Source organism: Gordonia rhizosphera NBRC 16068 (assembly GCF_000298195.1).
Classification (GTDB): domain Bacteria; phylum Actinomycetota; class Actinomycetes; order Mycobacteriales; family Mycobacteriaceae; genus Gordonia; species Gordonia rhizosphera.
Genome location: NZ_BAHC01000119.1, coordinates 62,350 through 83,331, shown reverse-complemented (window position 1 = coordinate 83,331; position 20,982 = coordinate 62,350). Strand labels below are relative to the sequence as shown.

Here is a 20,982-nt window from a genome sequence, read left to right as displayed (position 1 = left end):
CAACTTCTTTTTGGGTACCGGTTTACCGCGACGTCCACCCGCCGTCGACGACAAGCGTCTGTCCGGTGATGTAGCGGCTCGCATCGCTGGCGAGGAGTAGTAGGGCTCCGTCGAGGTCGTCTTCCTCGCCGGTGCGTCGCATCGGGATGTTGCGGATCATCCAGTCCCGGCCGCGTTCGGTCGCGAACACGCCCTCGGTGGCCTCGGTGGGAAACCAGCCGGGAGCGATCCCGTTGACCCGTACGCCGGTGCGCGCGAGGGATACGGCGAGCTCCCGGGTGAGGTTGACCAGACCACCCTTGGACGCCGCGTAGGACGGCTGCGACAGCGGGGATCCCGACACCAGTCCGAGGATGGACGCGACGTTGATGATGCTTCCGGCACCTTGCTCCACCATGGCTCGGCCGCAGAGCTGAGCGAGCACGAACGGCGCCGTGAGGTTGAGCGCCAAGTCGTTCTCGAAGCTCTCGAGAGTCTCTTCCAGCGCGGTACCGGTCCCCCCGCGACCGGCGTTGTTCACCAGGATGTCGACACGGCCATGCCGCGCGAGGGTTCCGTCCACGAGAGCGCGCCGGTCGTCGGGATTCGTCACGTCGCACGCCACCGGTTCGATTCCCGGAACGCGGTCGGCCAGGGCCTGCAGGCGCTCGACGCGACGAGCAGACGCGATCACGAGCGCGCCGTTCTCGGCGAGTATCTCGGCGAACCGAGCGCCGAGACCGCTGGACGCACCGGTGACGATCGCGACCCGTCCGGTGAGGTCGGCCGACAACGCGCCTGTGGCTTGCGCTGAGGGAGTGTTCTGGTCAGAGGATGTGGTCAAGACAGTTCCTTTCCGGTAATGCCATCTGACGCGATGACCTCGACCGAAACGTCATCCCCGCGGGGTGATTGCAGGTCGTCGCCGCTCGGCTTTGATCAGTGGAGACCGACCGGAGACCGCGTACCCACCGCCGTCTCGGTCTGCCCCTGACACACCCGCAGCGCGCGCCGTCGGCCGCGCACCAGCAAGGAGGTATCCATGGAATCCTTCGTCCAGTTCCGCAAGGGAACGACGCCCGATCACGTCCACCGTGACCTCGACGGTCTCAAGGACGAGGAACTCGGCCGGTACGGCTTCGTCGGCCGGCAGGCGCAGCTTTATCGCGAGAACGACCCCACGCAGTACACCGCGGAGGGCCTGATCTCGATGACGGATGTGCTCGTCGAGGACCTCGAGCCGACCGACCTCAACGATGCCGACGGCGCACCGCTGATGCTCTACTACAACGCCGACGTCCGGTTCCTGCTCTCCCGCCGCAGTCAGCCGATGCCGTTCTTCGCCCGCAACGTCGGCGGCGACGAGCTGTGGTTCGTCCACCGTGGCCACGGGGAGTTCCAGACCGAGTTCGGGACGATCCCCTACGAGCCCGGCGACTGGGTCCTGCTCCCGAAGGCCGTCACCTACCGTCACATTCCGGTCACCGGCGAGGAGCAGGCGTTCCTCATCATCGAAGCGGTCGAGGAGTTCCGCACACCGCCGCCCGGTGCGCTCGGGCGCCACTTCCCGTTCGACTCGTCGGTCGCATTCGTTCCCGAACCGGAGGTGCACACCGACGGTGGACCCGAGTGGCGGATCCGGCTGACCCGCCGCGAGGAATGCGGTTGGCTTACCTACAAGCACCATCCGTTCGATGTGCGCGGCTGGAAGGGCGACTACTTCCCGTTCAAGTACAACATCCGCGACTACAACCCGATCGGCTCCGAATCGGTGCATCTGCCGCCCACCGCGCAGATGTTCCTGCAGGCCGAGGGCGTCGTCGTGCTCAACTTCCTGCCCCGCCCGGCCGAGGCGCGCGAAGGTGTCGAGCGGCTGCCGTGGTTCCACCGCAATGCCGACTACGACGAGGTGGCCCTGTTCCATTCCGGCGACCTGTTCGGTGTCCAGATGCCACCCGGACTGCTGTCGCATGCCCCGCAGGGCATCCACCACGGTCCGCCGGAGAAGGCCCGCGCCCGCGCACGCCGCAAGTTCGCCGAGTACGACCGTGTGAACTGGTCGGTCATGTCGATCGACACCCGTAAACCGCTGACGGTGAACCCGGCGGTCCGAGCCATCAGCGAGGCACAGCGATGAAACAGCCCGCACCGACCACCACCGCCCCGGTCGCCTACACGCGTACGCCGATCCTCGTCGTCTTCCCGGACTCCTCGACGACCCGCGACACCTACGGCGGTACCGGGGAGAACGTCGCACTCGAAGGCCACCACCTGCGGCCGGAGGCCGACTCCGACACCGTCATCGTGTTCATGCACCCCATCGGGGGCGGCGCCTACCTCCCGATGACGAACGCCCTGGCCCGCGCCGGCCATCACGTCATCTACTGCAACTCCCGCTACCGCGGCGCCGACTACGCCCTGATCATGGAGAAGGTGGCCGAGGACCTCGGAGCCTGCATCCGCTACGCCAAGGAAACCCTCGGCTACCAGAAGGTCGTTCTCGCCGGCTGGTCCGGCGGCGGATCCCTGTCGGTCTTCTACCAGTCCCAGGCCGAGCACCCCACCGTCACCTCCACGCCGGCGGGCGAGGGGCCGGATCTGACCAAGCTGGACCTGATCCCGGCCGACGGCCTGATGCTGCTCGCCGCCCACGTGTCGCGCCACATCACGATGACCGAGTGGATGGACCCCTCCATCCTCGACGAGGCGGACCCCACCAAACGGGATCCGTCGCTGGACATCTACGACCCGAACAACCCCGAGCAGCCGCCCTACAGCGAGGAGTTCGTGGCGCGCTACCGGGAGGCACAGATCGCCCGCAACCGGCGGATCACCGCATGGGTGAAGGACAAGCTCGCCGAGGTGAAGGCGAGTGACCGGCCGAACGACGAGTTCGCGTTCGTGGTGCACGGCACCATGGCCGACCCGCGCTGGCTGGACCCAACCCTCGATCCCAACGACCGGGAGCCCGGAACCTGCTACCTCGGCGATCCGCAGACCGTCAACATGAGTCCCGTCGGTCTCGCCCGATACTGCAGTCTGCGCGGCTGGTTGTCGCAGTGGAGCTACGACGACGCGAACGCCAACGGCGCGACGTCGGCGGCCGGCGTGCACGTGCCGGTGCTCGTGATCGGCAACACCGCCGACGACGCCTGCACCCCCAGCCATACCCGGCGGCTCTTCGAGGGCTTCACGAACACCGAAGCGCAGCTGCGCGAGATCAAGGGCGCGACCCACTACTACGCCGGAAAGGGCCAGCGCGAACAGTTGGCCGAAGCGGTCGCCTGCATCTCGGAATGGATGGCCGACCACGGTTGGGGTGAACAGCGTGCCGGCTGAGAACACGGCGACCAAAGCCCGCTATCAGAACTGGCAGGAGATGATCCGCGACCGCAAGTCCCGGACACCGGATCTCCTCGCCATCACCGACGACCGGGCCGACGCCGTCACCTTCGAAGAACTGCACGACCGCATCGCCGCGAACGCGGCGGGGTGGTCGGCCACCGGGGCCGGACCGGGTGACGTGATCGCCGTCCTCGGCCGCAACAGCATCGAGCTGGTGGTGAACGCGATCGGAATCGCCGCCACCGGTGCGCTGCCCATGATGCTCAACTGGCGTCTCACGCCGGCCGAACTGGCCCAGCTGGGCAGCCTCGCCAACCCGGTGGCGGTCGTCGCCGACGAGGCGTTCACCGACAACGCGGCCGCGGTGTGTCCCTCGGGTCGGCGCGTGGTGCTCGACCACCGAGCGGGCAGTCCGTCGGCGCCCACCTCTTACGATCAGGCCCAGCAGGCGCCGGTTCGGCCGCTGCCGCTGCCCGATCAGGAAACCTTCGCGCTGCTCCACACCAGTGGCACCACCGGTTTGCCGCGCGTCATCCCGCTGACCTACGCGGGCCACATCTGGGGCTGTGGTCGTCTCAGCGAGATGGTGGGCATGACCGAGCGGGACGTGCACCTGCGGTTCACCCCGCTGTTCCATCTCGCCGGACTGCAGGAGATCTTCACCGCACTCATGAGTGGTGGGCTCACCATCCTGCGCGAGGCGTTCGATCCCGAGCAGTGGCTCGACGACGCCGAGCAATACGGCGTCACCTTCGGCCACCTTCCGCCGGTGACCATGCGGCGGGTGCTCGAAGCGTGGGACGGCAGGTCGGACAAACCGCAGCTGGATAACCTCCGCGAGGTCTGGTACGGGACCGCCCCCGCCGATCCGGCGATGGTGGCGCAGGCCCTCGAGGTATTCGGTTGTGGGCTGCGCCAGGTGTACGGCATGACCGAGGCGCAGAGCCCGGTCTCGATGCTGACTCCCGAAGACCATCTGGAGCCCGACTCCCGGCTGGCGAGCGCGGGTCGCCCGCTCGCCGAATGGGAGGTTCGGCTGGTCGATGCCGAAGGCGCGGAAGTTCCGACGGGCCAGGCCGGCGAGATCACCGTGCGCGGACGGCAGCTGTTCCCCGGCTACTGGTCGGCCGACGGCGCGCCGTCGGTGGTGACCGATGCCGACGGGTGGTACCACTCCGGCGACATCGGCCGGTTCGACGATCGGGGATATCTCTTCATCGTCGATCGGCTCAAGGACATGATCGTCACCGGCGGCGAGAACGTCTACCCCGCCGAGGTGGAGGCCGCCCTCATCGCACATCCCGACGTCATCGAGACGGCTGTCATCGGTATCCCGAGCGACAAATGGGGCGAGCAGGTGCATGCCGTGATCGTCCTGCGCGCGGGATCGACGGCGAGCGCCGCGGATCTCATCGGCTTCGCCCGGACCCGACTCGGCGGGTTCAAGGTGCCGCGCTCGGTGGAGATCGTCTCCGAACTGCCCCGCAACGCCAGCGGAAAAATTCTCAAGCGGACGCTCCGGCAATCCCATCAGGGAATCGCTCAAGGGACGAACACATGACCGACACCCGCCCCACCGACCTCACTCCGCGGCTCGCCGCGCGCCTCGAGGAGGGGAGTTACCGGCGGATCCGGCTCAGCGTGGACGGTTCGATCGCGACGGTCGAACTGTCGAATCCCGAGCATCGCAATGCCGTCGACGAGGACATGCATGCCGAGATCGACGACGTCTTCGCCGCGATCCACCGCGACGGGGCGATCCGCGCGGTGGTCCTGACCGGGGACCCGGCCGGGAAGGCCTTCTGCGCCGGCGGGAACTTCGACTGGTTGTCGCAGCAGGCTCCGACCGGCGAGGGATACTCCGAGATCCTGCGAGTCGGCACGGACTTCGTCCGCTCGATCATGGGCACGAGGCAGCCCGTCGTCAGCGCGGTCAACGGTGCGGCCATCGGGCTGGGCTGCACGATCGCGTTGCTCGCGGACGTGGTCTATGCGGGTGAGGACACCGTCATCGCCGACCCGCACGTCGGGATCGGGGTGGTCGCCGGCGACGGCGGTGCTGCACTGTGGCCGATGCTGGTCGGGCCGCACCGTGCCAAGGAGTTCCTGATGACCGGGGACCGGTTGACGGGCCGTGAGGCTGCGGCCATGGGCCTGATCAACCATGCGGTGCCCGCCGGTGAGGTGCTGGACAGCGCGTACGCGATGGCGCGCCGTCTGGCCGACGGCCCGCGGCTGGCCGTCGAGTTCACCAAGGCCTCGGTGAACCTGCTGATGCGCCAGCAGATGGAGCAGGTGCTGACCGCCTCGCTGGCCCTGGAAGGCCTCAGTTTCCACAGCGAGGACCATCGTCGAATGCTGGACGCCATGCGCCGCTGAACGACGCCGCAGACGCGTCCGAAGCGAGTGTGAAGCGAGTCTGAAGCCTCGTGGTGACAACAGTCACCACGAGGCTTTCGGCTGTTCGGGGGTCCCCAATTCCAGCCGATCACCCCAATCACCCGACCAAGGTGATGGCACTCACACGGCTGGACGACAAGCTAGTCCCATCACACCGAAGACTTGTGGGCGAGGAGAGAATTTTCGATGAAGCGCTTTTTGTGCTGGTTAGCGGTGGTAATCGCCGCTCTGATGCTCACCGCGTGTGGCCGCGGCATCAGCAGCCACCCCTCCGACGAGCTCTACTTCAGCACGTCCCTCGGACCCCGCACCTGGGATCCGCACCCGGAGACACGCAACTTCACCTACGGCTGGTACTCGCTGGTCTACGACGGGTTGATGACGACCGACGCACAGGGGTCGATCATCCCGAGTCTGGCCACCGAATGGGATCTGTCGCCCACGGCACTCACCATGACTCTCGCCACCGGCGTCACGTTCGCCGACGGCACCGCCTTCGACGCGGCGGCCGTGAAGTGGAACATCGAGAAGGAGCAGGCGCAGGCCGGAACGTCACCCGCACTCAAGGTGATTTCCGCGGTCGACGTCATCGACCCCACACACGTGACGTTCCGTCTGTCCCGGCCGGCCCCCAATCTGGTCAATCAGTTGGCGGGATTGCCGGGTCTGATGGTCAGCCCAGGTGTTTCGGAGAAGGACCTCCAGGCGGGTGTGCCGGCCGGTACCGGCCCCTATGTGCTCGACCGTGATGCGTCGCAGAAGGACACGAAGTACGTCTTCACGCCGAACCCCACGTCGTGGGTGGCCAAGTCCGCGCACTTCAAGCGCGTCGTCGGCAACATCACGTCGGACGAGGTGGCCAGTGCGAACGCACTGCGGTCGCACCAGGTGGACGTCGCGTACCTGACACCCACACAGGCGGTCAGCATCGGCAGCGACTTCGAGATCTCGACGGCCCCGGCATACGTGCAGAGCTTCGTCATCCTCGACGCGGGCGGCAAGAAGCTCGCACCTCTCGCCGAGGAGAAGGTCCGTCAGGCGATGGCCCTGGCGGTCGACCGGAACATCTTCGTGTCGAAGATCAACGGTGGATACGGCGAGGCGGTAGACCAGCTCTTCCCCGAAGGCGCCGGTCACGTGGACGGCTATCAGGCGCCGCAGCGCGACGTCGCGCGTGCCCGGCAGCTGCTGGCCGAGGCGGGCGTGGACAAGGTGACGATCGCGACCTCGACGTGGGGTTCGTTCAGTATCGGCAACCTGGCGCTGAAGTCGATGTTCGGCGACATCGGCGTCGACCTCAGTCTCGAGAACGTCGCGCCCGGACAGGACATCGTGGGGATCACCGGCGGCGACTACCCGGGCGTCTACACCTACATTCCGGACCGCGATCCGCTGAGCGTGTACGCCAAGTACCTGTCCAAGACCGCGCCGTACAACCCGTATCACCACGCTGATCCGGTGATCGACGCCGCGATGGCCAAGGCGGTGCGGAACATGGGTGACCCCGCAGCCATGGACGCGGCCTACGCCGATCTCATGAAACGCGTCTACGAGACCGGCTGGATCGTCCCGATCGCGCGGTACGAGACGCTCATCGGCTACAACCCGTCGACCGTCACCGACGTGGCCGCCTGGACCGGAGTCACGGCGGGGTTCTACATCCGCGACGTCAAGCCCGTCTCAACAGGACAGAGTCAGTAGCCAGGCAACGGCCCTGAGCTGGACAAACTGCTCCGTGTTGAGAACGGCCGGATGTCAACCCGGCCGCTACCGAAAGGATTTTTGTGTACAAAGTGGTGCTCGACCGGCTCCTCTGGCTGGTCCCCATGCTGTTCTTGGTCACGCTCGTCACCTTCTTGATGCTGGCTCTCGCCGGCGGTGACACGGCCGCGTCGATCCTGGGTGATGCTGCGACACCCCAGGCGATCGCGGCGAAGGAGAGTGAACTCGGGCTCGACCAGAGCCTGTTCACGCAATACACCCACTGGCTCGGTGCCGTGCTCACCGGCGATTTCGGCCAGTCATTCATCGACAACTCGTCGGTCGGCACCTCGCTGGCCAAGCGGTTCCCGGTCACGCTGGCCCTGACCGTCGGTGGACTTCTCGTCGCCACCGTGTTCGGAGTGACGGGCGGCGTTCTCGCCGCCCTGCGGCCGGGTGGGTTCCTCGACCGCACGATCACCGTGCTGACGTCGGTGACCCTCGCCCTGCCCGGCTTCTGGATCGGCATGCTGCTCTCGCTGTGGATCGGTGTCCGTCTCGGCTGGCTTCCCGCCGGTGGATACGTGCCCCCCTCCGAGAGCGTGCTCGGCTGGTTGCAGTGCCTGATCCTGCCCTGTCTGGCGCTGGGTGCGGCTGCCGCGTCGTCGATCGCGCGCCAGATGCGCGCCGCGATGATCACCTCACTGGAATCCGACTATGTCCGGCTGGCGCGGGCGAAGGGCATGCACGGCGTGACCCTCATCCGACGGCACGTGCTGCGCAACTGCTGGGGCCCGGTCGCGACGATCATCGGATTCCAGGTCGCCACGATGCTGGGCGGGGCCATCGTGATCGAGGCGATCTTCGTTATGCCCGGGATCGGCGGAATGGTCGTTCCCGCCGTTCACACCGGTGACTACCCGGTCATCATGGGCACGGTCGTGCTGGTCGCGGTCGTCGTGCTCCTGGTGAATCTCCTGGTCGACCTCGTTTACTCCTACGCTGACCCGAGGGTGCGTGCATGATGTCCGAAACACAGAACAAGTCCTCCGTCGATGCGACCGCCATCGATACCCCCTCCATCGATAGGCCGGCATCCACACCTCGACGAGCCGGATTGTGGCGGCGATTCCGACGACGCCCTGTGGCGGTCGCGGCCGCCGGATTCCTGGTGCTGTTGAGCCTCGTCGCGCTGCTGGCCCCGCTGCTCACGCCGTACGATCCCAACGCCACCGACTTCGGTTCGGCTTTCGCCGGGTTCTCGGTCGATCACTGGCTCGGTGCCGACCAGCTCGGACGGGACACCCTGAGCCGCCTCATCGAGGGGACGCAGATCGCGGTGATCGCGGGCATCGAGGCCATCACGGTCGCTGTCCTGGTGGGAGTGCCGATCGGCCTCATCGCGGGCTATGCCGGCGGTATCACCGACCGAATCCTCATGCGGCTCGTCGATGTCTTCCTCTCGCTGCCCGGCATGCTCGTCGCGCTCGCCATCATCGCAGCGCTCGGGCCCGGCCTGGTGACCGCCATGTTCGCGGTCGGCATGCTCTTCGCGATTCGTATCGCGCGTTTGGTGCGCGGCTCGGTGCTCTCCACCCGCGAGGAGCTCTACGTCACCGCGGCGCAGCTCTCCGGAGCGCCGTCGTGGTGGGTCATGCTGCGCTATGTGCTGCCGAACGTGGCGATCCCGCTGCTGGTCGAGGTCGCGCTCTACTTCGGCGTCGCCCTGCTCATCGAGGCGATGCTGAGCTTCCTCGGTGTGGGTGTGCAGCCGCCACAGGCCACCTGGGGCGTGATGCTGTCCGAGGCGCGGACGTACTTCTACCAGCAGCCGCTTCTCGCGATTGTGCCGGGCGTGATGATCACCCTGACCGTGCTCGCCTTCAACCTCGTCGCCGACGGACTGGCGAGCGCGGTGAACCCGACCTCGGCGCGGCCCAAGCCGAAAGCCATCGCGACCGAAACCGACACTGGCACCGTGGAGTCCGTGGAAGCCGCCGCGCCGGATGCGGTGCTCTCGGTGCGGAACCTGCGCGTCAGCCTGCCCGGGGACCACGGTCCGGTGCCGGTGCTTCGTGGTGTCTCCCTCGACGTATGCCGTGGTGAGGTGGTCGGTCTGGTCGGTGAGTCCGGTTCCGGGAAGTCGATGACCTCGCTGGCCAGCATGGGCTTGCTCCCTTCCGGCGCCCATGTCGCCGGCAGCATCCGGTGCGACGGGACGGAACTCGTGGGCGCGCCGGAACGAGCGTGGCGAGGTGTCCGCGGCAAAAAGATCGCGATGGTGTTCCAGGAACCCGGCAAGGCCCTGGACCCGTCCATGACGGTGGGTCACCAGCTCTCCGAGACCGTCCGGATGCATCGTCGGGTCGGCCGTAGCGCGGCGCGTGCCGAGTCGATCAAGCTGCTCGCCCGTGTCGGCGTTCCCGAGCCGGAACGTCGGATGAAGGACTATCCACACCAGTTCTCCGGCGGCATGGCGCAGCGCGTGGTCATCGCCATCGCGCTGGCATGTGAGCCGGAAATCCTGATCGCCGACGAACCGACGACAGCCCTCGACGTCACCACCCAGGCCCAGGTACTCGACCTGCTGATCGACCTCAAGGACGATCTGGGCGTCGGCATCCTCTTCATCACCCATGACCTCGGCGTCGTCGCAGACATCTGCGACCGTGCCGCGGTGATGTACGCCGGTGAGGTCGTGGAAACGGCATCGGTCGACGACCTGTTCGCAGACCCGCAGCATCCCTACACCAAGGCGCTGCTGACGGCCACACCCGACGACGATGCCGATCTGTCCCGGCTGCCCACCATCCCGGGGCAGGTTCCCCGACCCGAGACCCTCGGTGCCGGTTGTGCGTTCGCCGGCCGCTGCCCGGTGGCGATCGATACCTGTCACACCAGCGCGCCACCGTTCGTCCAGATCGATGAGGGACGGCAGGTCCGTTGTGTTCTCGCCGATCCGGCATCGCAGGTCATCCCCGAAAAGGAAACAGTATGAGCACGAGCATCCCTGGACCGGACGCGACGTCGAGTGCGGAGCGCGCTCCGCTGCTGGTCGTCGACGATATCCGCATCTCCTACCCCGGTAGGCGCGGGCTGGTGCGCTCGACGCCTCCAACCGAGGTGATCAAGGGCGTCAGTTTCGACGTGGGTGTGGGGGAGACGGTCGGACTGGTCGGCGAGTCGGGATCGGGCAAGAGCACGATCGGCAGAGCGGTCCTCGGGCTGCTGCCGATCACCTCGGGATCGATCACCTTCGACGGTCGACCGATGCCTCGCAACAGGCAGGAACAGAAGTGGTACCGGCGCAACGTGCAGGCCGTGTTCCAGGACCCCCTGAGTTCGCTCAACCCGACCATGTCGATCGGCGACACCATCGCGGAGCCGATGCGCCGGCTCCTCGGCATGAACGACAGGCGGGAGATCACCGCCCAGGTCCACCACCTCCTCGACTCGGTCGGACTGTCGGTGCGACAAAGCCATTCCTACCCGCGTGAATTGTCCGGGGGCCAGCGACAGCGGGTGGCGATCGCCCGGGCCCTCGCGCCGAAGCCGCGTCTGATCGTCGCCGACGAGGCGGTCAGCGCCTTGGACGTGTCGACGCAGGCGCAGATCGTCAACCTCTTCGCCGACCTGCAGGAGGAGACGGGTGTCGCCTACCTCTTCATCGCGCACGACCTGGGTGTGGTGCGTCATATGAGCAACCGCACGGCTGTCCTGTTCAAGGGTGATCTCGTCGAGTGGGGCGATGCGTGCGAGGTGCACGATCACCCGGAGCATCCCTACACCCAACGCCTGGTGGCGGCGGCACCCGTCCCGGATCCGGCCCGGCAGCGGGCCAAGAGGGAGGACCGTCGGGCAGCCCGGATATGACGTCGCGGCCGCACCCGGGCCAGTGGTCCAGGATTCAGTCGCCCAGGATTCAGTGGTCGAGGATGAGGCCGAGTTCCTTGAGCTTGCGCACCGCCTCGTCGCGCTGCTCCACACCCAGCTTCTGATAGATGTGTCGCAGGTGTGTCTTGACGGTGTTCTCCGATATGAAGAGCTGTTCGGCGAGTTGGCCGTTCGTCAGCCGACTGTCGAGGTAGCGCGCGAGCTCGAGCTCGCGCGCACTTAGCAGGATCTGATTCTTCTCGGCCATGCGGGCCAGGTACGAGATCACCCGGCGGGTGAATCGGGGGGTCGGGCCCGTCGTCTGGTCGGCTGCCCCGGCTGCCCGCGCGAAGATCGGCTCGAGACCGGTGGCGACGTCCAGCAAGGTGTGCCACATGTCCTCCTTCTCGGCGACACGGAGCGCCCGGAGCACGTACTCGCTCGCAGCCTGCGGGTCGGAGTCCCGGCACATTTGCGCACGGCACAGGGCCGCGGCCACGTCGGTGGCCGCGGTCTGCGCTGCGTCGAGGTCGTTGGCGATGGTCGAGAAGTCGGTCGTCGAGCCGAGAGCCAACGCGCAGCGTAGCCGGGCTGCGACCACCATTGCGGGAGTTCGCACGCCCCGCAGCCGGTGGCTGGTCTTGGCGAGCTGCGTCGAGTCCCGGGTCAGCACCTGCAACACGGCCGACGTGGCGAGGACCCGGTTCTGCAGCACCGGGTCACCCGTATCCCACGTGGCCTTGACCACGCTGTCGAGTTGCTGTTGAGCCGATTGCCGGTCGCCGAGCCGGGCGAACACCTCCGCGAGCGCCAAGTCGATGCGCACTCTGGTGGTCGGGAACAGTGTCGTCTCGGCACTGGTGCGGGCACCTTCCAGGTGGTCGCGTGCGGCGACCAGATCACCGCGTTCGGAGGCGATCAGTCCGAGGGCCAGATACGCCTCCGTGGTGAGATGCGAGTCGCCGAGTCCGCGGCGCGCGGCGATATTCAGCGTCGACTGGGCGCGCTCCGCAGCTGTTGCGTACCTACCGGCCTCGCACAGGACGACGGCCGCGATCCCCATCGCATGAACGAGTGACACGTCGTGATAGCCATGGGGCGCCTCGTCGTTGCGGGCTCCGAGCGTGTGCCGGGTCGGATCGAGTTCACCTTGCCAGGCGCGAACCTCTTGGATCTGTTCCTCGGCCAACAACCGCAGGAAGCTCGTGCGGCTCGCCGAGCACATCAACCCCTCGTCGATGACCTCGAGCGCGCCCTGCGCGGCGTCGATCGCCTCAGAGTGGCGGAATCTCACCCGGGATGCGAGCGCGCGCACAACCAGGAACTCCGCGAGCTCGTCACGCTTCCATGACTCCGGGTTGGACCGATCGAGCAGTTCGTCGGCCTCCACCGCATACCCGGCCTGGATCAGAGCCAGCGCCAGTCCCAGCACACCCGATGGCTGGGCTCGCAGCTCTCGGGGTAGTTTCCGGAACCACTTCAGGGTGTTGTTGGTGCGTCCCAGCGGCTCCAGTGCGCCGAGCATACGGCTGAGCTGCCGGACCGCATGCTCCGGTGTGGCGTCGAGCATCAGCGCTACGGCGTCATCCCACTCGCCGCGCCGCTCGTACAGCAACGACACCGAATGCCGCATCGCGCGCAACTCCTCGGCGTCGGGGCCCGTCGGGTCCGAGCGCAGTGCGGTGGCCGCCACCGGCGGCAGGTAGAGCGTCGTTCTGGGTCCAGGTGCCGGCAACAGCATCAGCTGGCGACTCGCGGCTTCGTCCAGAAGTGCGGCCGCGCGCTGCGACTCGAGGGCGACCCGTGCGACCTCGGCATCCAGCGACGGCAGATAGGCGAGACGATTGAGCAGATGGCGGAGCCGATCGGGCAGCGTTTCGACCACCTCGCCGCGGATGTAACGCACGGCGTCCGTCGTGGGCCATTCCTCGCCATCGACGCGGCGTCGCTCCTCCACGCACAGGACGGCCGGCCCGGCCCAGCCGGCGGTGAGCCGGAGCAACTCCTCGAGGTCGTCGTCGGCGGCGGACATCCCGGCACCCTCGACCAGCGCCGCCAGCTGCTCGAGACCGAGCAGCAGATCGGCAAATCCGATCTCCACGGCCTGACCACGGGCCAACCACCGGCGCCACGAGACAGGCAGGATGTCGCGACCGGCCAGCGCGGTCCACCGGCCTTCGCCGATGCGCCGGACCACTGCAGCGTCCAACTCGTCGGAGGGTGCGAGGACATGGGCGTCATCGATGCACACCAGGTCGATTTCGCCGGTCAGGGCGTCGAGGACGGCGTCGGGCCCGCTGACGACCGCGTCGATGACGACCGCGTCGTGCTCGCGCGCACGCATCGAATCGGCAATCGCGCCGAGGTACCTCGTCTTACCTGCCCCGGCGGGCGCGATGACGGCCACGAGATGCCCAGGCAGGACGTCATCGTCGGCGGTAGAGCTCGTACCGGTCTCTGGAGCGGTGCTCACACCAATCACCCTGTTCGGTTGATGATGTCGTCGAAAACGGTGGCGAGACTATATGAGACCTCGGTCACCGGCGACCCCGATCGCAGACCGAACTATATCCCACGCCCCGAGAGGACGATGATGCCCGCAGAAACCGCGCCCGACAGCAGAGGTGTCCCGCCCTACGCGCGGGGGTACGAAGGTCACGTCGGCCATATCGGCCGGACCATCAGCGAGTCGGACCGGTACTGGCCGGCCGAGCACCGGGCCCCCGAGCGTGCGCCGAACGTGGTCGTGATCCTGCTCGACGACATGGGCTACAGCGACATCGGTCCGTTCGGTTCGGAGATCGCCACCCCCAACCTCGACCGGCTGGCCGACACCGGCGTGCGGTTGACGAACTACCACACCACGCCCGTCTGCTCCCCCGCCCGGGCCGCCCTGCTCACCGGGCTCAATCCCCATCGGGCCGGATTCGGCTCGGTCGCCAACTCGGATCCCGGCTTTCCGGGCATGCGGCTGGAGATCGCCGACGATGTGCTGACACTGCCCGAGATCCTGCGCAGCCACGGTTACGCGACGTTCGGAATCGGCAAGTGGCACCTCACCCGGGACGCGCTCATGAACGACGGAGCCGACAAGGGGACCTGGCCGCTGCAGCGCGGCTTCGACCGCTTCTACGGCTCGCAGGAGGGATGCAACAGCTTCTTCCATCCCAACCGCCTGATCCAGGACAACTCTCCGGTCGTGCGTGACGACTACCCCGACGACTACTACCTGACCGACGACCTCACCGACCGCGCGATCGAGATGGTCAAGGGCCTGCGTGCGAGCGACTCCCGCAAGCCGTTCTTCCTCTATTTCTCGCATGTCGCCATGCACGGCCCGCTGGGCGCCAAGCCCGAGGATCTCGCCCGCTACCGCGGACGCTACGCGGCGGGATGGGACGAGCTGCGACGCTCGCGGCACGCCCGCCAGATCGCCCAGGGACTCTTCCCGCCGGACATGCCCCTGCCGCCGCGCGACGGCGGTAAGGCCGCGTTCGATGTTCCGGCCTGGGACGACCTGACCGACGAGCAGCGCGACCTCTACGCCCGGTACATGGAGGTGTACGCGGCGATGATCGACAGCGTCGACCAGTCGGTCGGGCGGGTCATGGACACCCTCGAGGCTCTCGGCGAACTCGACAACACGATCATCGTGTTCACCTCCGACAACGGCGGGACGATGGAGGGCGGCGTGGAAGGCACTCGCTCGTACTTCTCCCGTTTCGTCCATCTCGACGGCATTCCGAGTGACTGGGAGGCCGACGTCGCCCGCGACCCCGAGCTGATCGGCGGCCCGCGCGCCATGGTCCACTACCCCCGCGGCTGGGGCATGGTGTCCAACACGCCGTTCCGTCTCTACAAGGGCCAGACCTTCGCCGGTGGCGTCCGCGTTCCCTTCCTGATGTCGTGGCCGGCCGGCCTGCGCCGTGATCGCGACGAGGACGGCATCCGACCCCAATACCAGTACGTCACCGACGTCGCGCCGACCATCCTGGACCTCCTCGGGCTCTCCTCGCCCGGCGAACGCCACGGCCGGCCGGCGCAGTCGGTCGATGGCGTGAGTTTCCGCCCTGTCCTGGATTCGGCCGACGCCGACGGCACGCGGTTCGAGCAGTACGCGGAGTACGGCGGCAACCGCGGCTACTACCGAGACGGATGGAAGATCGTCACCCAACACCGGCCCGGCACACCGTTCGACGATGCCGAATGGGAGCTCTACCATCTGCAATCCGATCCGAACGAGCTCGTCGACCTCGCCGCGAGCGAGCCGGTACGACTCGCCGAGATGGCAGCGGCCTGGGAATCCGCGGCATGGGAGAACACCGTGTTTCCGCTCAACGACCGCGGCCGCAAGGAGAACTCGGTTCGCCGACCGGCCGAGGACGAGCTGGCAATCCCCACCCGCCTGCTGCCGGGCACGCCGACGCTGGAGCGGTATCGGTCCCACCAGCTGATCGAGCTCCGCGACTTCGTCGTCGAGATCGATTTCGACTGGAACGGCGATCAGGGTGTGCTGGTCTCGCACGGCGACCAGGGCGGTGGCTACGTGGTCTACGTGGAGGACGGACGAATCCACCTCGGCTACAACGAGTACGGCCGGATGCACGTCGTGGGGGCGTCGGATGGGCTGGGCGCGGGCAGGCAGATCGCGCGTCTGAGTGCCGTCGCTCAACCTGACTTCCGGTGGTCTGTGACCCTCGACGTGAACGGCACGGTGGTCGCCGAGCTGGAGTCGGTCGCGATGCTCGTGGGCATGGCGCCGTTCAGCGGCATCGACGTCGGCATCAGCCGTGGCGGGCCGGTGCACTGGGAGCTCCACGAGCGCCATCGCAGCTTCGCCTACACCGGCGACCTCGCGCACGTCACCTATGTTCCCGGTGATCGTGCTCCCTACGATCCGGCGCTGGTCGCAGCCGCCGAACTGGCTGTTGCAGCCGCGATGGACTGAGGCAGAGAAATGGACCCCATCAACCACAACGAGAATCCGTGGCGGCCGCTGCACTGGGTGCAGCAGGTGGCACGTCACGCGTCCCAGAGTCCCGACGGCGCGGCGCTGTCGTACGGCACCCGGGTGGTCACCTGGGCGGAGCTCGACGACCGTACCCGGCGTCTGGCCACCGCACTCGCCGACCGCGGCGTGGAGCGCGGCAGTCGAGTCCTGCTCGCCGCGACCAACCGGCCCGAGTTCATCGAGACACTCGTTGCCGTGCACCGACTCGGCGCCGTCCTGGTCCCGGTCAACTTCAGACTGGCGCCGGCCGAGATCGATCACATCGCGGCCGACTCGGGTGCGGTCGCCGTGGTCACCGACACCGTGGTGCGTCCGGCGATCGAACAGACCCGTCTGCGTGCGAGCGGCATCCCGGTCCTGGTGATCGGCGACGAGGGACAGCAGGGCGGCGACGAGGGCCCGGAGCGCTATGAGCATGCCATCGCGTCCTGCGAACCGGACGAACGTATCGGCCCGGACGACCTCGCGGAGCTGGCGTTCGTGATGTACACCTCGGGCACCACCGGCCGGCCCAAAGGCGCCATGCTCACCTATCAGAACCTGATCACGCAGACCATCACCACGATGGGTGTGCTGCGCCTGGTCGAGCCCGACGAGGTCGCCGCGATCACGTCGCCGCTCTTCCACATCGCCTCGATCGGACACGTCATCCCCAGCCTGATGCTGGGACATTCGATGGTCCTCGTCGAGACCGGAAGGTTCGAGCCGGGTACTTTCCTCGACCTGCTCGCCGCCCACTCGGTGACCTCTGCCTTCCTGGTGCCGAGCGTCTGGCATCGGGTGTGCGAGGAACAGGGACAGAATCCACGTGACCTTTCGCTGCGCAGCCTCGCCTGGGGTGCGGAGCCGGCCCGGGCCGCCACCCTCGAGCTGATGGCCGCGACATTCCCCGAGGCGTCGATCTGTTCATCGTTCGGCCAGACGGAGATGTCGCCGATCACGCTGGTGGTGACCGGGGCGGAATCGCGCGCCAAGCTCGGTTCGGTCGGCCGGCCGGTGTCTCTCGTCGAGGTCCGGGTGGTGAACGACGACATGGCCGACGTCGCGGTCGGGGAGGTCGGCGAGATCGTCTATCGGGGTCCCGGCACCACCATCGGCTACTGGAATGCCCCCGAGGCGACCGCCGACGCATTCCGGGGTGGGTGGTTCCACTCCGGGGACCTGGTCCGCGTCGACGAGGACGGCTACTTCTACGTGGTCGACCGATTGAAGGACATGATCATCTCCGGTGGCGAGAACATTTACAGCGCCGAGGTGGAACAGGCCATCGTCGCCCATCCCGACGTCGCCGATGTCGCCGTCGTCGGGGCCCCACACCCGCGGTGGGGTGAGACCCCGGTGGCCTTCGTGGTGCCCAAGGATCGTTCGGCCCCGCCCGATCCCGACGACGTGATCGCATTCTGTGCGGCGAGGCTCGCCGGTTACAAGAAGCCGTCGGAAGTGCTCGTCGTGGACGAATTGCCGCGCAACGCCTCCGGCAAGGTGCTCAAACCGACATTGCGGGGCCTGGTGACCACCCGCCCCGACGCATCACCATCCGAGAACGAGAAAGTCAATCGATGAACACCGAAGCATCAGTAGCACAGGACGATCAGGCGACCGGCGCGCTGGCCGGGATCCGGGTCCTGGAACTCGGCACCCTGATCGCCGGTCCCTATTGCGGGCGACTCCTCGGCGACATGGGAGCCGACGTCATCAAGATCGAGGCGCCGGACCGGCCGGACCCGCTGCGCGACTGGGGCCAGGGCGGCCAGAAGCTGTTCTGGCGGGTGCACGCTCGCAACAAGCGTTGCGTCAGCCTGGACCTGCGCACCGACGCCGGCCGGGAGATCCTCCTCGAGCTGGCCCGCACCGCCGACATCGTCGTCGAGAGTTTCCGGCCCGGCACGCTGGAACGGTGGGGCATCGGCTACGACGTCCTGAGCGAAATCAACCCGCGGCTGATCCTGGTCCGGGTCTCCGGCTACGGCCAGACCGGCCCGTATTCCGCGCGTCCCGGGTATGCGTCGGTCGCCGAGGGCATCAGCGGACTACGTCATCTCAACGGATTCCCGGGTGAGGCCCCACCTCGCATCGCACTGTCGCTGGGGGACAGTCTCGGTGGCATGTTCGCATTCCAGGGTGCGCTCGCCGCGCTCTACGCTCGCGAACGCACCGGTCGTGGTCAGGTCGTCGACGCTGCTCTGAGCGAGGCGTCGCTGGCGATCCAGGAGTCGACCGTGCCCGACTACCAGAAGGCCGGGCATGTCCGGCAGGCGTCGGGAACTCGACTCGATCGGGTTGCACCGTCGAACATCTACAAGTCGAAAGACGGCCTGTGGGTGATCATCGCCGCCAATCAGGACACGCTCTGGATGCGTCTGGCCGCCGCCATGGGTCGCCCCGAGTTGGGCACCGACCCGCGCTACGCCGACCACAACGCGCGCGGCGATCGTCAAGACGAGCTCGACGAGATGATCGCCGAATGGGCCGGTCAGTACACGGCGGACGATCTGGTCGCGATTCTCAACGAGCACCAGGTCGTCAACGGGCCGGTGAACACGGTCGCCGAAGTGATGGTCGACCCACAGTTCAACGCGCGCGGCATGTTCGTCGACCACGACGACCCGTCGCTGCGCCCCGGCGACGACGGCTACGATCCGGAGCCGGTCACGGGAGTCGGGGTGATCCCCAAGCTCAGTGACACCGCCGGCGGCGTCCGCTTCGGTGGCGCCAGCCGACCCGGCACCCATACCGACGAGGTGCTCGAAGAAGTCCTCGGGTACGACACCGAGACGCTCGTCCGTCTGCGTGACGCGGGGACGATCGCATGAGTGCCGTGCCGCAGGTCGACATCCGTGAGGTCGGTCCTCGCGACGGACTGCAGATCGAGGAGCCGATCCCCACCGCCGCCAAGCTCGAGTTCATCGACGCACTCGTCGCCACCGGTGTGCGGCGCATCGAGGTCACCTCGTTCGTCTCACCGCGCGCCATCCCTTCGCTCGCCGATGCGGAAGCCGTTGCGGCCGAGCTCGGCAGGTGGCCGGGGGTGGAGTTCTCCGCCCTGGTGGCCGGGATGGGCGGAGTGAGTCGAGCGCTGACCGCGGGTGTGCGGCGCCTGGAGTACGTGGTGTCGGCCTCCGACGGCCACAGCCGGGCGAACGTCGGACGCAGTATGGAGGAGTCGATCGCGCTCATCGCACCGATCGCGGAACGCGTCCACGAGGTCGGCGGCCACCTCGAGGTGATCGTCGCGATCGCCTTCGACTGCCCCTTCGACGGCCCGACCCCACCGGAGCGTGTCGCCGACATCGCGCGGCGCGCGATGGACTCGGGTGCCGATGCGCTGGCGGTCGCCGACACCATCGGTACCGCGACCCCCGGCCGAACCACCGACGTCCTCACCCGTGTCATTGATGCCACCGGTGTCAAACCCGGGTTGCACCTGCACAACACCCGCGGGCAGGGGCTCGCCAACGCCTGGGCGGCGTACTCGCTCGGCATCCGCCAGTTCGACGCTTCTGTCGGCGGTCTCGGCGGCTGCCCGTTCGCACCCGGTGCCAGCGGCAACATCGCCACCGAGGAACTCGCGTACATGTTCGAAGACAGCGGCATCACCACCGGTATCGACATCGGGCGCGCACTCGACGCGGCGCGGCTGGTGTCGGACCGACTCGGCAAGCGGCTCACCAGCAACTTGCTTGCGGCCGGGGGTGTGCCGGTTCCGTCGGGGTCGTCTGCAACCAGCGACGCTACGTAGCTGAGGCCCTATCGGTATCGGTGGGAGTCCGATTCCGGATAGCAACTTCGTTGTCGGCGAGTTCAAACGCGGAGGCAGCCGCCGGGCAATTCCCCGGGATTATCGCTTTTCCGTGTGACCTGAACTGGTGCCACATTGATGGCCCTCAGTCGGCCTCGGCCTCCGACGCGGTCAGGGGGGATCTGATCCGAGCTGAGCCGGGCGGTGTTGACCTCTCGTTGCTAGTGTTCGCTCGTGCGCTGTCGGTGGGGGTGTTCCCGCAGTTCGTGACCGGTTTTTCGTGGGTGATAGCGTTCCGGGCGTGCAGGCGTTTGTCGACGAGAGCAAGGTCCGCGGCCTCGTCGTCGCCTGTACCGTGACCGACCCGGCCGCGGTCGTGGAGAATCGCAAGGCGCTGCACGATTTGCGGGCACGCGGGCAACGTCGAATTCATTTCACCAAGGAATCCGATCCGCGGCGCCGCAAGATCTGCTCGGTGATTTGCGAGTTGGATCTGTCGGTCACCATCTACGACGCCTCGCCGATCACCGATCCGCGGAGCGGCCGCCGCGCGGCGCTCGAGGCCGTGGTGGTGATCTCGCCGCGGTTTCGGCCACCCGGCTGGTCATCGAGCAAGACGACAGCCTGCTCGCCGCCGACCGGGCCGTGCTCTACACCGCCGTCCGCCGGCACGGGGTGGCGCGGCTGGTCTACGAACACCAGCGGCCGGCCGCCGAACCGATGCTGTGGGTGTCGGATGCGGTGGTGTGGTGTTACGCCAAGGGCGGGGAGTGGCGCCGCCGGGTCCAGCCGGTCATCAACTCGGTCACCATCGTCGACGTCGGCGGATAACGCGACCCCAGACAGCGCGAAACCCGGTTCACCAACCGTCCGGATGGCTGCCGGGTCACTTCCCAATGGCTACTGCCTGGGCACCATCAGTATAGCCGCAGCC

Annotated in this window: 15 protein-coding genes; 13 read left to right on the top strand and 2 right to left on the bottom strand. The window is 67.4% G+C overall.

What is annotated here, in order from left to right; all coding sequences use genetic code 11:
• Positions 1 to 22 precede the first annotated feature (22 nt).
• Entirely contained in the window at positions 23 to 823 is an 801-nt protein-coding gene (locus tag GORHZ_RS14270) for an SDR family NAD(P)-dependent oxidoreductase (protein ID WP_006334136.1), read from the bottom strand.
• A gap of 198 nt (positions 824 to 1,021) precedes the next feature.
• Between GORHZ_RS14270 and GORHZ_RS14265 the strand changes: the two genes are divergently transcribed.
• The 8 genes from GORHZ_RS14265 to GORHZ_RS14230 all read left to right on the top strand — a co-directional run bounded on the left by GORHZ_RS14265 (position 1,022) and on the right by GORHZ_RS14230 (position 11,298).
• A complete protein-coding gene (locus GORHZ_RS14265) occupies positions 1,022 to 2,116 on the top strand; it encodes a homogentisate 1,2-dioxygenase (protein ID WP_006334135.1) in 1,095 nt (364 codons plus the stop codon).
• The gene (locus tag GORHZ_RS14260; protein ID WP_006334134.1) at positions 2,113 to 3,318 is read left to right on the top strand and encodes an alpha/beta hydrolase; all 1,206 of its coding nucleotides are present in this window, start codon (positions 2,113 to 2,115) and stop codon (positions 3,316 to 3,318) included. The genes GORHZ_RS14265 and GORHZ_RS14260 overlap by 4 nt, the downstream gene beginning before the upstream one ends.
• A complete protein-coding gene (locus tag GORHZ_RS14255; protein ID WP_006334133.1) occupies positions 3,308 to 4,885 on the top strand; it encodes a class I adenylate-forming enzyme family protein in 1,578 nt (525 codons plus the stop codon). Before GORHZ_RS14260 ends, GORHZ_RS14255 begins: the two co-directional genes overlap by 11 nt.
• On the top strand, positions 4,882 to 5,703 hold the full coding sequence (locus tag GORHZ_RS14250; RefSeq protein ID WP_006334131.1) for an enoyl-CoA hydratase/isomerase family protein: 822 nt from the start codon (positions 4,882 to 4,884) through the stop codon (positions 5,701 to 5,703). The genes GORHZ_RS14255 and GORHZ_RS14250 overlap by 4 nt, the downstream gene beginning before the upstream one ends.
• A 207-nt stretch (positions 5,704 to 5,910) precedes the next feature.
• Positions 5,911 to 7,425 (top strand): ABC transporter substrate-binding protein, encoded by a 1,515-nt coding sequence (locus GORHZ_RS14245; protein WP_006334130.1) that lies wholly within the window; start codon positions 5,911 to 5,913, stop codon positions 7,423 to 7,425.
• A gap of 83 nt (positions 7,426 to 7,508) precedes the next feature.
• Positions 7,509 to 8,450: an ABC transporter permease gene (locus GORHZ_RS14240; protein WP_006334125.1), complete on the top strand. Its 942-nt coding sequence runs from the start codon at positions 7,509 to 7,511 to the stop codon at positions 8,448 to 8,450.
• Positions 8,447 to 10,423: a dipeptide/oligopeptide/nickel ABC transporter permease/ATP-binding protein gene (locus tag GORHZ_RS14235; RefSeq protein ID WP_083877305.1), complete on the top strand. Its 1,977-nt coding sequence runs from the start codon at positions 8,447 to 8,449 to the stop codon at positions 10,421 to 10,423. Before GORHZ_RS14240 ends, GORHZ_RS14235 begins: the two co-directional genes overlap by 4 nt.
• Positions 10,420 to 11,298, top strand: coding sequence for an ATP-binding cassette domain-containing protein (locus GORHZ_RS14230; protein WP_006334117.1), 879 nt, complete (start codon positions 10,420 to 10,422; stop codon positions 11,296 to 11,298). Before GORHZ_RS14235 ends, GORHZ_RS14230 begins: the two co-directional genes overlap by 4 nt.
• 49 nt (positions 11,299 to 11,347) lie before the next feature.
• Here the strand turns inward: GORHZ_RS14230 and GORHZ_RS31970 are convergent, their stop codons facing one another.
• Positions 11,348 to 13,771: a LuxR C-terminal-related transcriptional regulator gene (locus tag GORHZ_RS31970; protein ID WP_157205187.1), complete on the bottom strand. Its 2,424-nt coding sequence runs from the start codon at positions 13,769 to 13,771 to the stop codon at positions 11,348 to 11,350.
• A 120-nt stretch (positions 13,772 to 13,891) separates the two neighbouring features.
• Here GORHZ_RS31970 and GORHZ_RS14220 point away from each other — a divergent pair, with 120 nt between their 5' ends.
• From GORHZ_RS14220 to GORHZ_RS14200, 5 genes are all read left to right on the top strand, one after another.
• A complete protein-coding gene (locus tag GORHZ_RS14220) occupies positions 13,892 to 16,246 on the top strand; it encodes an arylsulfatase (RefSeq protein ID WP_006334115.1) in 2,355 nt (784 codons plus the stop codon).
• A gap of 9 nt (positions 16,247 to 16,255) precedes the next feature.
• Complete coding sequence (locus GORHZ_RS14215; protein ID WP_006334114.1) at positions 16,256 to 17,872, top strand: AMP-binding protein; 1,617 nt, start codon at positions 16,256 to 16,258, stop codon at positions 17,870 to 17,872.
• Complete coding sequence (locus tag GORHZ_RS14210) at positions 17,869 to 19,122, top strand: CaiB/BaiF CoA transferase family protein (RefSeq protein ID WP_006334113.1); 1,254 nt, start codon at positions 17,869 to 17,871, stop codon at positions 19,120 to 19,122. The genes GORHZ_RS14215 and GORHZ_RS14210 overlap by 4 nt, the downstream gene beginning before the upstream one ends.
• Positions 19,119 to 20,048, top strand: coding sequence for a hydroxymethylglutaryl-CoA lyase (locus GORHZ_RS14205; RefSeq protein WP_006334112.1), 930 nt, complete (start codon positions 19,119 to 19,121; stop codon positions 20,046 to 20,048). Before GORHZ_RS14210 ends, GORHZ_RS14205 begins: the two co-directional genes overlap by 4 nt.
• Before the next feature lie 480 nt (positions 20,049 to 20,528).
• A complete protein-coding gene (locus GORHZ_RS14200; RefSeq protein WP_245551427.1) occupies positions 20,529 to 20,879 on the top strand; it encodes a hypothetical protein in 351 nt (116 codons plus the stop codon).
• Positions 20,880 to 20,982: the final 103 nt, after the last annotated feature.

Bases quoted from the DNA above. Each gene is read 5' to 3' on its own strand.
- GORHZ_RS14210 (WP_006334113.1), top strand. From the start codon at position 17,869: ATGAACACCGAAGCATCAGTAGCACAGGACGATCAGGCGACCGGCGCG.
- GORHZ_RS14220 (WP_006334115.1), top strand. From the start codon at position 13,892: ATGCCCGCAGAAACCGCGCCCGACAGCAGAGGTGTCCCGCCCTACGCG.
- GORHZ_RS14230 (WP_006334117.1), top strand. From the start codon at position 10,420: ATGAGCACGAGCATCCCTGGACCGGACGCGACGTCGAGTGCGGAGCGC.
- GORHZ_RS14250 (WP_006334131.1), top strand. From the start codon at position 4,882: ATGACCGACACCCGCCCCACCGACCTCACTCCGCGGCTCGCCGCGCGC.
- GORHZ_RS14260 (WP_006334134.1), top strand. From the start codon at position 2,113: ATGAAACAGCCCGCACCGACCACCACCGCCCCGGTCGCCTACACGCGT.
- GORHZ_RS14235 (WP_083877305.1), top strand. From the start codon at position 8,447: ATGATGTCCGAAACACAGAACAAGTCCTCCGTCGATGCGACCGCCATC.
- GORHZ_RS14205 (WP_006334112.1), top strand. From the start codon at position 19,119: ATGAGTGCCGTGCCGCAGGTCGACATCCGTGAGGTCGGTCCTCGCGAC.
- GORHZ_RS14245 (WP_006334130.1), top strand. From the start codon at position 5,911: ATGAAGCGCTTTTTGTGCTGGTTAGCGGTGGTAATCGCCGCTCTGATG.
- GORHZ_RS14265 (WP_006334135.1), top strand. From the start codon at position 1,022: ATGGAATCCTTCGTCCAGTTCCGCAAGGGAACGACGCCCGATCACGTC.
- GORHZ_RS14215 (WP_006334114.1), top strand. From the start codon at position 16,256: ATGGACCCCATCAACCACAACGAGAATCCGTGGCGGCCGCTGCACTGG.